We start from the raw sequence: 14,600 nt of genomic DNA on the forward strand, positions 1-14,600 counted from the left end.
TCGAAGCGCATAAAAAAGTAGTCGTTGAATGTTAAGAAATAGAAAAGCGAAAGGGTTAAAATAAAAAAAAGCTCCAGGATTAATGTTCCCGGAGCTTTTTTTATGAGGAGGAGTGATTACTTCACTTCTTCGTAATCGACGTCAGTTACATCATCACCACCTTGGTTTCCACCTTGAGCTTGTCCTGCATCACCTTGAGGCTGTTGAGCACCGCCTTGAGAAGCAGCATACATCTCTTCAGAAGCAGCATTCCAAGCATTTTGCAATTCTTCAGAAGCAGCGTCAATATCAGCGAAGTTTTTCGCTTCGTATGCAGCTTTTAATTTCGCTAAGCCAGCTTCAATTGGTGCTTTTTTATCTGCTGAAATTTTGTCGCCATATTCTTTCAATTGTTTTTCAGTTGAGAAGATTAAAGCATCGGCTGCGTTTACCTTATCAGCTTCTTCTTTCATTTTTTTGTCGGCATCAGCATTGGCTTCAGCTTCTTCTTTCATGCGTTTGATTTCTTCGTCAGACAAACCTGAAGATGCTTCAATGCGGATATTTTGTTCTTTTCCAGTAGCCTTATCTTTCGCAGACACTTTGATGATACCGTTCGCATCAATGTCAAAAGTAACTTCGATTTGCGGAACGCCACGAGGAGCAGGTGGAATATCGTTCAAATGGAAACGGCCGATTGTACGGTTTTGGTTCGCCATAGGACGCTCACCTTGTAGAATGTGAATTTCTACTGATGGTTGATTATCCGAAGCAGTAGAGAATGTTTCCGATTTTTTAGTTGGAATTGTCGTATTTGCTTCGATCAATTTAGTCATCACACCACCCATTGTTTCAATACCCAGTGAAAGTGGAGTTACATCCAATAATAAAACGTCTTTCACTTCACCGGTCAATACACCACCTTGGATAGCAGCACCTAAAGCTACCACTTCATCCGGGTTTACACCTTTAGAAGGCTCTTTTCCGAAGAATGCTTTTACCGCATCAACGATTGCCGGGATACGAGTAGAACCACCTACTAAGATAATTTCATCAATATCGGATTTGCTGAAACCTGCATTTTTCAATGCTGATTCACAAGGAGCAATTGTTCTCTTGATCAAGTCAGCAGCCAAAGCCTCAAATTTAGCGCGTGATAATGAACGAACTAAGTGTTTTGGTCCAGTTGCATCAGCAGTGATATATGGCAGGTTGATTTCAGTAGAAGTTGAGCTTGACAATTCAATTTTCGCTTTCTCAGCAGCTTCTTTCAAACGTTGCAATGCCATTGGGTCTTTTTTCAAGTCAAAGCCATTATTTTCACTTTTGAATTCTTCGTTCAACCAGTTGATGATTACGTTATCAAAGTCATCACCACCTAAGTGTGTATCACCGTCAGTAGATTTAACCTCAAATACACCGTCACCTAACTCGAGTACAGAAACGTCATGAGTACCACCACCACAGTCAAAAACAACGATTTTCATGTCCTTGTGTGCTTTGTCCAAGCCATAAGCTAAAGCTGCAGCTGTTGGCTCGTTGATGATACGTTTTACTGATAAACCAGCAATTTCTCCAGCCTCTTTTGTTGCTTGACGTTGTGCATCATTGAAGTATGCAGGAACTGTAATAACAGCTTCAGTTACTTCTTGACCTAAGAAATCCTCAGCTGTTTTCTTCATTTTTTGAAGAATCATTGCAGAAATCTCCTGTGGTGTATATTTGCGGTCGTCAATTTCTACGCGCGGTGTATTATTGTCACCTTTAACGATATTATAAGGTACGTGTTCTGCTTCTTTCACAGCTTCATCGTATGAAAGTCCCATAAAACGTTTGATGGAATAAATAGTTTTATGTGGGTTAGTAATTGCTTGACGCTTTGCTGGGTCCCCAACTTTGCGCTCGCCACCCTCTACGAAAGCTACGATCGAAGGAGTTGTACGTTTACCTTCGTTGTTCGTAATTACTACAGGCTCGTTACCTTCCATTACGGCAACACATGAGTTTGTAGTACCTAAGTCAATTCCTATAATTTTAGACATATCTTGTGTTTTAATTTTTTACTTAAACAAATCTATCACTCTATTATCAACCCTTATGCCAATCCAAATTTTTTTAAAAAAAATCACTATTTGTCATCTATTTGTCTTTAGGTACTGCCAAACTGACATTTTCAATACACCAATTGCTCTAAAATCCTTTTTTTTGCTGACTCGTTTTGTCGATTGAGTGGCATATATCTGCCAAAAATTTCCGAGAATTCATTAAGTTCCATTTTTTTCGATTTCTTATCTCGCCAGTCAGCAGGCACAAGTTTATTGGTATATTCAATAGTTGTAGCCCAGTATTGAATATGCATTTCAGGAATCACGAGACCTATTATCATCCCCGGGAGACCATGGCTTAAGGCTGGTCCTGCTGAAACAGGAATTTCTTCCGAATAGTAGGCAATAAGATAAAGTGAGTCTTTGGTGGCACCATTCACCCGGCGGCAGTTTACACCAGCAATATTTCGGTATTCTTCTGTGAACCGCCAAGTAATGCTGTCCAATGTTTCCGAAAGAATGTATTTCTCGTCAATGTCGAGCTGAATATCTGCGGTGCCAGCTTTCAGATCCTGATAAAGCACTTTGCCATTTTTAGCTCCACCTCTAAATTGTCCTCTCGGGCTTGCGCCAGATCGAGCCGCCCCTTGAAATCTACCGCCCCGACCATTGGCAGAAATAGTCTTAGGTGCGGTCATTTTCACTTCAGCATTTTTCTTGTCACTTTCCGCGCTTTCCTCGGGCATCAGTACGGTTGAATTCTCATCAAAGTAGAATTTCAATTTTTCTGTATGCGAATCAGGTACCTTATCCAAATATTCCATTATTCCTGCGCCTCTGTCCATTCCTTTCGAATTTATGTCGTTGGACATCTGTCGCAGGCGCGCTTTTGTATACGTGACTTTATCAAAACTGATCGTGCCCCTGCTTCCAAAATAAGCATATTGTGCCTGAATGGACAGCCCAAACAAGCAGCAGATAATTACAGTTAAATATAATTTTTTAATCATTTCCTTTCCCTAGATATTTGTTAAAATCCCACTTCACGCCGATCAGAAAGTATTGTGTTAATACCTGTTGAACGGATTCGGAATAGTTGGTGTCACTTGCACTACGGCGTGTATTATTAAATGTGTTGAAAATGTCAAAAGCCTTTACACTAAGCGTCATGCTCTCATCTTTTAGCACTTTTTTCTCCAATTCAATATTGGCATAAAATTGATTGATTGATTTTTTATAAAGCTTAGTCGGGCCTGTATAGCTATAGAAAATATTGGTCATGATATTAAATTTCTTCGGTAAAAAGTACTTAATATAGGCTGACGTTCCCCCCAAAAAACTTGTCGCATTATATTGCGTGTTGATCGAATTTTGCTGTATATTAAATCCGGTATTTACAGAAACGTCAAAGTCAAATCCCTCTGAGTCTTGTTCATTTAAGCTTGAACCTACGCTAAAATTGGTGTTCTTTGCATTGTTCAGCAGAAATTCGCCGCTGGATTGACCACCTTCAAATTTGGTGTAGCTATAGCTATTATTAAATATGACGCTTGCACTCTTGTTAAAGTTGATACGACGATTGGCTAAAGGTTGCATGTGGTTGATATTCAGATTGCTATTCCAGCTGGATTTGCCGGACAGGTTTTCGTAAGTGCTGATTTGAGCCGAATTGTCCAATATGGTGGTTTTGTTAACAATAGGATTGTTGACAAACGAGAAGCTCCCGTTGATATTAATATTTGTTCCTTTCAATAAACTGAAAGCGTTATAATTGGCCGAAATATTATTACTAACTGCGCGCTTAAGATCGGGATTACCAATTTGCTGGAACAAAGGATTGGTTTGGGGTTGAAGTGGCTGTAATTGATCAAACGACGGTATAATATTTGAACTCTGATAAGCTAATCGTATATTTCTACTGTTTGAAATTCGATAATTGGCGTCAATATTTAAATTGTTATCCCAAAAGTTACGGGCAAGATCAATGGCCCTGTAGCTATCATTCAGCTGTTGATTTTTGTAGAAAGTTCGGTTTGAAAAATTGATTTCCAGTTTTTCTTTGCGGTAAGAAAAGTTGACATTAACTCCTTGATTAGTGTTATTGTCCACCTGATTTTGAGAGTAAAGTGAATCAAACTGCTGCGTGATATTGTTTATTGAATTTTGCGTATTGGTGTTTTTTGAATGATTAAAACTATAGCCCAAGGCAACATTGATATACGCATTGATTCGGTTATTCAAGTTGATGGACGAAGTGAAATTATTGCCCTTATTCCAGCCCTGTCGATTTTGGTCGATAATGGTGCTATCTGCTGTTTTATAAAAATAGGTTCGTGAATTGACTTTACTTTCTGAAGATGATTCTTTGTGATTGTTGCCGATCATCACATTTAAAGAGCGTCCCGGTTTTAGCCGCTTTCTATAGTTTAAGCGAAAATTGTTGTTCGAGTTTGAAGAATTCGACTGATTATTCTCCCTAAAGTCACTGATTGGATTAGCCAATCCATCGCTTGTGTTGCTGTTTGTATAGTTAAATTGCGAAGTATTTTCCCAACTGGCATTGGATTGGAGTTCCATACTTTGCGTGGAATCCAGTCGCATGCTGATGTTTGAACGGAAATCATGACTTTGGCTGTGCCTTTCATTATTAGTACTCGTGTTTTTTTCTTGAATAGACTCGTCTGGCAGCACATTTTTATTGTAAGTTTCTGAACGGTTCTTATTGCTATTGTCGTCGTAACCATAGTTGGCATTTACTTTTAGGGCTTTTTTGAAGAACTGATTATCATAGTTGGCGCCAAGGTTTGTGTTCAGTGGTTCGCCCGTAATTTGATTGTTCATCCGTAAAGAGCCCTCACGACCGCTTGAACTTCCCATATTATTGTGGCTGGCAGTAATTCCAATACGCTCGGTCTTGTTAAATTTGGCAGCGAACAGATTTCCAGCATATAGTCCTTGGGATCCCGCTAATGCCTCCATGTTCCCAAATAGGCCTTTTCGAGCTTTCTCCTTAAGCACAACATTAACCGTTTGGATCCTTACGCCATCGTCGATGCCCGAAAGCTCGGCCTCCTCAGATTTTTTCTCATAAAGCTGTACCTTGTCGACAGCATCTGCTCGTACATTTCTAATGGCTATTTTAGGATCATAACCAAAAAATTCCTCCCCATCAATAAATACTTTTTGTACTGATTTTCCCTGAGCCGTGATAGTTCCGTCTCCCGTCACGGTGAAACCGGGTAGACGACGCAGTAAATCTTCCAGTTTGGCATTTTTTTCCGTCGCGAAACTCGCGGCGTCATATTCTATGGTGTCACCTTTGAGTGTAATTGGAAGACGACGGGTCACAATCACCTCCTGTAAAACGTTTCTTTGGGAATTTATTTTGATATCGTGTAAGTCCAGATCTTTGTCTGCAATTTGGATCGTATCGCTATAGAGTTCAAATTTAGGGTAGGAGGCCAGCATGATGTAGCTCCCCGGTTTAATATTTTTAACCTGGAATCTCCCCTCTTCATTGGCGCGGTTAAAATAACGGAGAACTGAATCGCGGTTCAATAAAATAATAGAAGCATTGGTCAGGGGTTTATCATCTGCCTTGTCTAGAATCCTCCCCTTGATGTTTATTTGCGAGTAAGCACTGTTGATGAGGATAAATAGCAAAAATAATAATTCAACTAATCTTTTCATGTACGGGTGTTATCCTTCAAATATAATTTACTTAATCGTTAATAAATGTAAAATATCTTTTCTGAATGTAAAATCTTTGGTATATCCCCCGGAGGGTAGCAGCTTTTTGTTATTTTAATGGAAGTTTTTAGAAAATCTTTATTTTTATTGCATTCAATACAGATAGTTGCCGATAGGTATGTTGAGAAAGTTGGAAGTAAAATTTACCTTTGCACAAAATTGATGTTATGACTTTTGAAAATTACTTGCAGCAATTCGAAGATATCTTAAATCATCCTGAGAATTACCCGGCCTATCAGGACGAAGAATATTATCAGTACACCAAAATGAACTGGGCTAGAATGGGCCGGTGGTTAAAACGATTTATGCCAAACTCGGATTTTGATCATTTTGTAAAGTCAATTGCTGAGAAACAACAATGGATTATTATTACTGAACCTTGGTGCGGGGATGCGGCGCATTCTGTACCGATGCTCGCTAAAATGGCCTCACAAAACTCCAACATCACGTTGGACATACAACTTCGTGACAGCGCGCCTTTTCTGATCGATTCTTACCTGACCAACGGAGGGAAATCTATTCCGATTCTTGTCATACGTGATGAAAACGGACGAGATTTAGCTGTCTGGGGGCCACGTCCTACAGCTTGCCAAGATTTGTTCTTGAAGCTGAAAGAGCAGGGAGTGGATTTCTCCGAAATTAAAGAAGAAATTCAAAAATGGTATAATGCCGATAAAGGAGTAGCCATCCAAAAGGAAATCCAGTCCCTGCTGGAAAAATAAGGGAAAGTACATTTTTTTCCTTTTCTGGCCATGTTTTGGAAAAGGAATGTTAAGCTAAAACCAAAGAAATATGAACATTGAAGATCTGAGGGATTATTGTTTATCTATCGGGCCAGTTGTGGAAGAAACCCCATTTGGTCCAGATACACTTGTGTTTAAGATTGGCGGCAAGATTTTTTTATTGGTTGGGCTGGATCAGATCGATGAACTTCGGTTTAATGTAAAGTGTAATCCCGAAAGGGCAATAGAATTGCGTGAAAAGTACGAACATACAGTGCTACCGGGCTATCATATGAATAAAAAGCATTGGAATACCATTATTGCCAATCGAGAACTGGAAGACAAAATTCTTGAAGAACTCATTGTCCATAGTTATAGTCTAATTGTTGAAAGCTTGCCGACTAAACTCAAGCAGGAGATCAAGGGGTTATAGCCAGCCCATATATTTGACGAATCGGTTTACTGTTAAGGAAAAGCATTTCAATGACTTTTTCTGACACTTGGTATGCTGGATTTGCCAAAATTGTGAAATCACATCGATTAATAAATTTACACTAAATATTATTTTTATGAAGCGAACACGAAATTACTTGTGGGTAATCGGTTTTACGTTCCTTCTCAGCTTGGGAAGTTGTATCAAGGAAGAAGCTCTGAATGCTGAGGCGGACATCGAAGCGGCTAGTATCCCTCAAGGGGATCAGGTTTTAAAGGGTAACCCCTCCATAGATAACAATACTGTTGTTTTCCCATTAAAACGTTTTACGGGGAATTATATGCAATCTCCTGAATTTGTGTTGACGCCTGGGGCATCAATCGAGCCGAAAAGTGGTACAGAACTTAATTTTTTCGAACCACAAAAATATACTGTTACTTCCCAGGATGGAGCTTGGACTAAGACATATACGGTTTCATTTGTGATTGATGAAGGGGCAGATTTATATGCTCCTTTTGAGAATGCTGAAGTGGTAGATACGGATAGTCCAGAAGGACATTATCATAAGTTTTTTGATTTGACAACACTAGGGCAAAAAAAATATAATTGGGCAACAGCAAATGATGGATATAATATTTTAGCTGCTACTCTTTTAGAACAAGGAGAACAATTGGTCCCTGGCTTTTATCCCACGACACAGATAACAGATGGTTATATCGGTAAAGCTGCGAAACTTACGACCAAAAGTACAGGAGCATTAGGTGGACTATTTGGCTCACCCCTCGCTGCAGGTAATTTATTCTTAGGGGAATTTAAAACAACATTTCCAACAATTAACTCCACACGTTTTGGACTTCCTTATGACAATAAAACTGCCCCTTTGGCATTGAGGGGATTTTTTAAATATAAAGCTGGTGAGTTGTTTATTGTAAACAATGCGCCTTCACAGCTAAAGAAAGATACTTGGGATGGGTATGCGTTATTGTTTGAAAAGGTCTCACCGCCGAAAGATAATTTTCTAACTGGAGCACATAGCTTCACTGATCCACGTATAGTTGCCGTTGCACGCGTGGGAGCAAAAGAGCAGATTGAGACAAATGTATGGACGCCATTTAACCTTCCTTTCTCTTTTGTCAATGGTAAATCATTCGATCCCACTAAAGAATATATGTATACAATTGTATTTAGTTCAAGTAAAGAGGGGGATAAGTTTAACGGTGCTGTAGGCAGTACATTACTTATTGATGAAGTAGAGCTAGTTGTAAATAACTTAAAATAGTATCCCTTCTATTATCAATAAATATAAATACTTCAATGGAGGAGCATATCACTGAATATATTCCCAATTGGTGTGATCATTTTTAAATTAAAGACTATCTAATGAATAAGTTTCTCTATATAATTGCTGTCTTCATGATAGCGACTGGTGGTGTGCAGGCTCAAAGCGGCACGTCAAATCATCCAAATTTTTTCAATACCGATATCGATTACGCATTGCAGGCTCAGTTCAGTATTGGTGGCAGTAGCCCGTTGGGTCTCCCTCAAACCATACGGAAGATTGAAAGTTTCAATCCAGGTTTGCAGGTCGGACTAGAAGCAAATGCGACAAAATGGTTAGGTGAAAAGAAAATCTTGGGGGTTCGTACCGGGCTTCGCTTCGAAACAAAAGGGATGAAAACTAAGGCGCGGGTGAAAAACTATTTAACGGAGATTGTAAAAGATAATGCTAAAGTGAAAGGGTATTATACGGGTAAAGTGGAAACTAACGTTCAAAATACCTATCTAACACTGCCGGTGTTAGCGGTCTATAAGTTATCTAACCGGTGGAATCTCTATGGAGGACTTTATTTCGCTACATTATTGGATAATAGTTTTGATGGAAATGTGTCTGATGGTTATTTGCGTCAAAATACACCAACCGGAACAAAAATTACATTTGAAGAGGGAAGTCAGGCTTTCTATGATTTCTCTGAGAACGTTCGGAAATTTCAATGGGGAACGCAAGTTGGAGCAGAATGGCTCCTGAACCAACACTTTAAATTTTTAACCGATCTGACCTACGGATTTAACAATATCCTCGAGAAAGATTTTAATTCTATAGACTTTAGTATGCATAATATCTATCTAAATGTTGGATTTGGCTACACTTTTTAAGCATAAATTAGGTGTTTCGCGACCTAAAATGAAAAGGATACCATTAGTTTAATGGCTAATGGAATCCTTTTTGATATATTTTTGGAGTTTTATCTTCCTTTTACAGATTACATTTTTAATCCGATTTCTCTCAACCGCTCATCCAGGTATTGACCCGCGGTATAATCTTCGTAAACTTTCGGGTGTTCTGCATCGATGCATGATTCTAGTGAAGCCAAGCTCATGGAAGATTTTGGATGCAAAAAGAAAGGGATAGAAAAACGCGAAGTTCCCATCTTTTCCCGTGGAGGATTGACAACACGGTGCGTAGTTGATTTCAGCTTATTGTTTGTCAATCGTTGCAACATATCGCCCACATTAATAACAATATCTTCGCCTTTGGCTTTAATAGGGAACCATTCGCCATCTTTTGTCAACACTTCTAGACCATCCGCACTGGCACCAATTAATAAGGTAATGAGGTTGATATCTTCGTGTGCACCGGCACGAACAGCGTCAGGCGCTAAGGCATCAGGGTCATTGATTGGGAAATAATGGATCGCACGTAGAATAGAATTACCATTGATAACAAATTTTTCGAAGTAATTCTCTTCCAGGTCAAGGTAGATCGCAATCGCTTTCAGTAAGTCGCGGCCTGTATCTTCAAGCTTTTTATAAACCTCAGCTGTGACACCGTTAAAGCGAGGAATTTCAGCAACTTCTGGATTGTCCGGAAAATCAGCTTTGGAATATTTTTCGCCAACAATTGTTTGGCCGCGCTGCCAAAATTCTTTTAAGTCCGGAGTCTTCGCATCTTTAGCTTTTTCTCTTCCTTTTGCTGTATAACCACGCTGACCTGCCAATTCTGGAAACTCATATTTTTCCTTCGTCTCAGTAGGTAAGCTGAAAAATTCAGGAACTACTTGGTACAACTCCTCGATCAGATCTTTTGATAAGCCATGATTTGCAATCGTTACAAAGCCCGTTTCGTTAAACGCTTTGCCAATATCTTGAATAAATTGATTTCTTTGTTCTTGGGTTCCTTGTGTGTAATGCTGCAAGTCCAAGCGCGGTATGTTTACTAAAGCCATACAGTGTTGATATTTGTTTAGGACAAAGTTAACGGAATTAATTTTGATTATTACATAAAGGTTGTTAATAAAAGTTTTTAGTTTTACTGTATCGTTCTGTATTTCAGTGTTTAAAAGTTTTCCACATTTCAATAGTGCTCTTAGTTTCGCTTAACCTATAAACGGTCATCATGCTGACGAATATATGACAAAATTTATAGTTCGGATCTTGCTATTCTAATTCCTAACGAGTATATTTGTTATGCAAGCATAATAAATAGCTTGAGAGTGCGCTTATGAACCAAAATCAGACAATCGATTATTTTTTAAAAACAGGCTGGCAGACCATAGCCAATAAATACAATCAAATCGCTTCGCAGTATGGATTTACGCAGGCGGCGGGTTATATTTTGATAAATATCCATAAAGAAGGCACTCCTGTTTCTCAGATTGCAAATCTGACGGGAGTTAAAACAACTAGTTTGTCTCGGGTGTTGAATAATTTGGAGTCATTGGGATTTATTTACCGGGAGACTAGCGAAACGGATAAAAGATCTGTGAAAGTATATTTGACAGAACTCGGTCGCGAAAAAAGGAGAATTGCTAAAGATGTCGTGCGTAATTTCAATCAATACCTGGCAGATAATTTTTCAGAAAATGAGCGTGACCAATTGATTGCTTCGCTAGCGAAACTAAATGATCTTGCAAACAGCTACAAGGAAGAAGTAATCGTCTAGAATTTAAACCAAATGTACAGAAGTGCATACTAAATATGTTATGATGAACAGAAATATTAGAAAAGTGGCAGTTCTCGGTTCGGGTGTTATGGGCTCGCGAATTGCTTGTCATTTTGCTAACATTGGTGTTGAAGTTTTACTGTTGGATATCGTTCCACGTGAGCTTCTCCCAGCGGAAGAAGCCAAGGGCCTAACGTTGGAGAGCAAGATCGTCCGGGATCGTATTGTTAACAGTTCTTTAGAAACGGCTTTAAAAACAAATCCATCACCAATTTATAGCAAGTCTTTTGTTAAACGAATCAAAACAGGAAACTTTGATGATAATCTTCAAGATATTGCCCACGTGGATTGGATTATCGAGGTTGTCGTTGAACGACTTGATGTTAAACAGTCCGTTTTCGAGCGTGTTGAACAATTTCGAAAACCTGGAACATTAATTACCTCCAATACTTCTGGTATTCCCATTCATTTGATGACAACAGGTAGAAGTGAGGATTTTAAAGATCATTTTTGCGGTACCCACTTCTTTAATCCACCCCGCTACCTACCTTTGTTGGAGGTTATTCCAACACCGCATACCAAACCTGAAGTCGTCGATTTTATTCTTCAATTCGGTGATAAGATGTTAGGTAAATCTGTTGTATTATGTAAAGATACACCGGCATTTATTGGAAATCGTATCGGGGTTTATTCGATGTTGGCGGTCACTCATCTGGTGGAACCTCTCGGTTTAAGCGTTGAAGAGATCGACAAATATACAGGCCCGGCAATGGGACACCCTAAATCGGCAACATTTCGTACGGCAGATGTGGTCGGACTGGATACTTTGGTGAATGTTGCTAATGGTTTGGCACAGAATGCGCCGGAAGATGAAGCTAAAGGTGTGTTCCAACTTCCTCCATTCATCAGTAAGATGGTAGAAAATAAATGGTTGGGCGAGAAAACCAAAAAAGGATTTTATGAAAAAGTAAAAGCTGATGATGGTAGTTCAGAGATTTTGTCTTTAAATCTAAAAACGCTGGAGTTTGGGTCGCAGCAAAAAGTGAAATCAGCGACTTTGGAATCCACAAAACCTGTAGATGATATCCGCAAACGGATGAAAGTATACGAACAGGGAACCGATAAAGCCGCAGAACTCTTCCGTGCCATGCATTATCCCTTGTTTGAATATGTATCCCGCCGTGTCCCAGAAATCACCGATGACTTCTTCCGAATAGATGATGCTATGCGAGCCGGATTTGGATGGGAGTTAGGACCATTTGAAGTATGGGATGCCTTAGGTGTTCGCGAGACTTTAGCTAAAATTAAGGCGGAAGAAAAACGACTTCCAGGCCAAAATGGTGAAGTTGCAACCTGGGTACATGAAATGCTAGATGCAGGACATGAATCCTTCTATAAAATTGAGAATGGCGTGCGCCATTATTATGACATTGCTTCAAAGTCGTATAAACCTATTCCCGGAACAGAGGAACTTATTGTGTTGGATCATATCCGTGAAAGTAAAACGATCTGGAAAAACACAGGTGTCTCTATTATAGATCTAGGTGATGGTATTATCAATTGTGAATTCCACACCAAGATGAATACCATTGGTGGCGATGTGATTCAAGGTTTGAATAAAGCGATCGATCTTGCTGAAAAAGAATACCGCGGATTGGTAGTTTCTAATGATGGAAAAAATTTCTCTGCTGGAGCTAACATCGGAATGATTTTCATGATGGCAGTAGAACAGGATTTTGACGAATTGAATATGGCAGTCCGTGCATTTCAAAATACATCGATGCGGTTGCGGTACTCATCAATTCCGGTCGTCGTTGCTCCCTTTCAAATGACCCTCGGCGGTGGCTGTGAATTTTCAATGCATGCGGATTTTGTGCAGGCTCATGCCGAAACATATATGGGTTTGGTCGAATTAGGAGTTGGTGTTATCCCCGGCGGCGGCGGTACCAAAGAATTTACACTAAGGGCCTCTGAAGAATTTAAAGAGGATCAAATTGTTCAAAACACGTTGAAAGATAAATTCCTCACTATTGGGCAGGCAAAAGTATCCACTTCTGCTTATGAAGCTTATGAACTTGGCTATTTGCAGAAAGATAAATTTGCAATAACAATGAATCGTGCCCGCCTCTTGGCAGATGCCAAAGCAAAGGCCATAGAGTTGGCCGATAAGGGATATGTTCAGCCGGCTCCGCGCAATGATATCAAGGTTTTAGGCAATCAGGGATTGGGAATTGTGTATGTGGGAGCTTCGTCTATGCGAGAGGGTAACTATATATCAGATTATGATCGTAAGATCTCAGAAAAGCTAGGCTGGGTGATGTGTGGAGGAAACTTATCATCACCGACCGAAGTGTCCGAACAATATTTACTGGATCTTGAACGTAGAACGTTTCTCGAGCTTTGTGCAGAACGCAAAACACTTGAAAGGATTCAATTTATGTTGACAAAAGGTAAGCCTTTACGGAACTAAAACTCACTACTCACGAAAAAAATAAAAATAATGGAAGCATATATAGTAGCAGGATTTCGTACAGCAGTAGGTAAAGCGCCGCGAGGAGTATTTCGCTTTATGCGGGCGGATGATTTAGCATCGGATGTGATTAAGCATCTCGTATCTACTGTGCCGAATTTAAATAAAGAAGATATAGATGATGTTATCGTTGGAAATGCAATGCCAGAGGCTGAACAGGGGCTCAATATGGCACGTTTTATTTCCTTAATGGGGTTGGATACCGATAAGGTGCCCGGAGTGACTGTCAATCGATACTGCGCATCTGGGTTGGAAACTATTGCTACAGCGGTAGCGAAAATTAAGACAGGTATGGCAGATGTCATTATTGCCGGCGGGGTAGAAGTCATGTCCGGAATGCCTTTTGGCGGCTGGAAAATTGTGCCCAATCCTGTGGTCGCCAAAGATCATCCCGACTGGTACTGGGGTATGGGGTTGACAGCTGAAGCGGTCGCTAAAGACTACAAGGTTTCCCGTGAAGACCAGGATGCATTCGCACTTAAATCAAACCAAAAGGCAGTTGCGGCTATTCAAAACGGCCATTTGAAAGATGGTATCGTGCCTATCACTGTAAAAGAAAACTATTTAAAGGACGGCAAAATTGCAACACGTGAATATGTGGTCGATACCGATGAAGGTCCTCGCGCTGATACCTCCTTGGAGGCTCTGGGAAAGTTAAAACCAGTTTTTGCTGCAAATGGTTCGGTGACTGCAGGTAATTCCTCACAAACATCTGACGGCGCAGCATTTGTCTTAGTGATGTCCGAAGCTAAAGTGAAAGAGCTTGGCGTGAAGCCTATTGCAAAGCTCGTCAGTTTTGCTGTGGCAGGCGTTCCACCTCGCATTATGGGGATTGGACCCATTTATGCGATACCTAAGGCTTTGCATAGAGCGGGGCTTAAAAAAGAAGATATTGATCTCTTTGAGCTGAATGAAGCTTTTGCGTCTCAGTCCCTAGCCGTTATCCGTGAACTTGGATTAGACGAAGAAAAGGTGAATGTCAATGGCGGTGCTATCGCGTTAGGTCACCCACTTGGCTGTACGGGTGCTAAATTAACAGTCCAAATTTTAAACGAGTTGAAACGCAGAGGCAAAAAGTACGGGATGGTGACGATGTGCGTGGGAACTGGTCAGGGAGCAGCAGGTATTTTTGAGTTATTGGACTAGAATTAGCCGCATAGAATAGCACTGTAAACAGCATATGGATTTCTGATCTCATAGC

At 40.0% G+C, this 14,600-nt stretch carries 11 protein-coding genes; 7 read left to right on the forward strand and 4 right to left on the reverse strand.

Annotated elements, in window-relative coordinates; all coding sequences use genetic code 11:
• Positions 1-116: 116 nt before the first annotated feature.
• From dnaK to B2W36_RS20225, 3 genes are all read right to left on the reverse strand, one after another.
• Positions 117-2,021 (reverse strand): molecular chaperone DnaK, encoded by a 1,905-nt coding sequence (dnaK, locus tag B2W36_RS20215; RefSeq protein WP_209578094.1) that lies wholly within the window; start codon positions 2,019-2,021, stop codon positions 117-119.
• Between the two features lie 131 nt (positions 2,022-2,152).
• Positions 2,153-3,034: a GLPGLI family protein gene (locus B2W36_RS20220; RefSeq protein ID WP_209578095.1), complete on the reverse strand. Its 882-nt coding sequence runs from the start codon at positions 3,032-3,034 to the stop codon at positions 2,153-2,155.
• On the reverse strand, positions 3,027-5,714 hold the full coding sequence (locus B2W36_RS20225) for a TonB-dependent receptor (RefSeq protein WP_293889381.1): 2,688 nt from the start codon (positions 5,712-5,714) through the stop codon (positions 3,027-3,029). The genes B2W36_RS20220 and B2W36_RS20225 overlap by 8 nt, the downstream gene beginning before the upstream one ends.
• Before the next feature lie 227 nt (positions 5,715-5,941).
• Here B2W36_RS20225 and B2W36_RS20230 point away from each other — a divergent pair, with 227 nt between their 5' ends.
• From B2W36_RS20230 to B2W36_RS20245, 4 genes are all read left to right on the forward strand, one after another.
• The gene (locus B2W36_RS20230; protein WP_293884062.1) at positions 5,942-6,496 is read left to right on the forward strand and encodes a thioredoxin family protein; all 555 of its coding nucleotides are present in this window, start codon (positions 5,942-5,944) and stop codon (positions 6,494-6,496) included.
• A 70-nt stretch (positions 6,497-6,566) separates the two neighbouring features.
• Positions 6,567-6,929 (forward strand): MmcQ/YjbR family DNA-binding protein, encoded by a 363-nt coding sequence (locus tag B2W36_RS20235; RefSeq protein WP_209578098.1) that lies wholly within the window; start codon positions 6,567-6,569, stop codon positions 6,927-6,929.
• A gap of 136 nt (positions 6,930-7,065) precedes the next feature.
• Positions 7,066-8,208, forward strand: a complete 1,143-nt coding sequence (locus B2W36_RS20240) for a PCMD domain-containing protein (RefSeq protein WP_209578099.1) — start codon at positions 7,066-7,068, stop codon at positions 8,206-8,208.
• 101 nt (positions 8,209-8,309) lie between these two features.
• The gene (locus B2W36_RS20245) at positions 8,310-9,083 is read left to right on the forward strand and encodes a porin family protein (protein ID WP_209578100.1); all 774 of its coding nucleotides are present in this window, start codon (positions 8,310-8,312) and stop codon (positions 9,081-9,083) included.
• A gap of 107 nt (positions 9,084-9,190) precedes the next feature.
• On the opposite strand, the gene B2W36_RS20250 is transcribed toward B2W36_RS20245, so the two are convergent.
• Positions 9,191-10,153, reverse strand: coding sequence for an isopenicillin N synthase family dioxygenase (locus tag B2W36_RS20250; protein WP_209578101.1), 963 nt, complete (start codon positions 10,151-10,153; stop codon positions 9,191-9,193).
• Positions 10,154-10,428: 275 nt separating this feature from the next.
• Here B2W36_RS20250 and B2W36_RS20255 point away from each other — a divergent pair, with 275 nt between their 5' ends.
• Genes B2W36_RS20255 through B2W36_RS20265 form a run of 3 tightly spaced genes read left to right on the forward strand, consistent with a single transcriptional unit; the run spans position 10,429 to position 14,545 of the window.
• Positions 10,429-10,869, forward strand: a complete 441-nt coding sequence (locus B2W36_RS20255) for a MarR family winged helix-turn-helix transcriptional regulator (protein WP_209578102.1) — start codon at positions 10,429-10,431, stop codon at positions 10,867-10,869.
• Between the two features lie 40 nt (positions 10,870-10,909).
• Complete coding sequence (locus B2W36_RS20260) at positions 10,910-13,339, forward strand: 3-hydroxyacyl-CoA dehydrogenase/enoyl-CoA hydratase family protein (RefSeq protein WP_209578103.1); 2,430 nt, start codon at positions 10,910-10,912, stop codon at positions 13,337-13,339.
• Between the two features lie 30 nt (positions 13,340-13,369).
• Positions 13,370-14,545, forward strand: coding sequence for an acetyl-CoA C-acyltransferase (locus tag B2W36_RS20265; protein ID WP_293889382.1), 1,176 nt, complete (start codon positions 13,370-13,372; stop codon positions 14,543-14,545).
• Positions 14,546-14,600: the final 55 nt, after the last annotated feature.

This window comes from Sphingobacterium sp. UBA3549 (assembly GCF_002376635.1).
Lineage (GTDB): Bacteria > Bacteroidota > Bacteroidia > Sphingobacteriales > Sphingobacteriaceae > Sphingobacterium.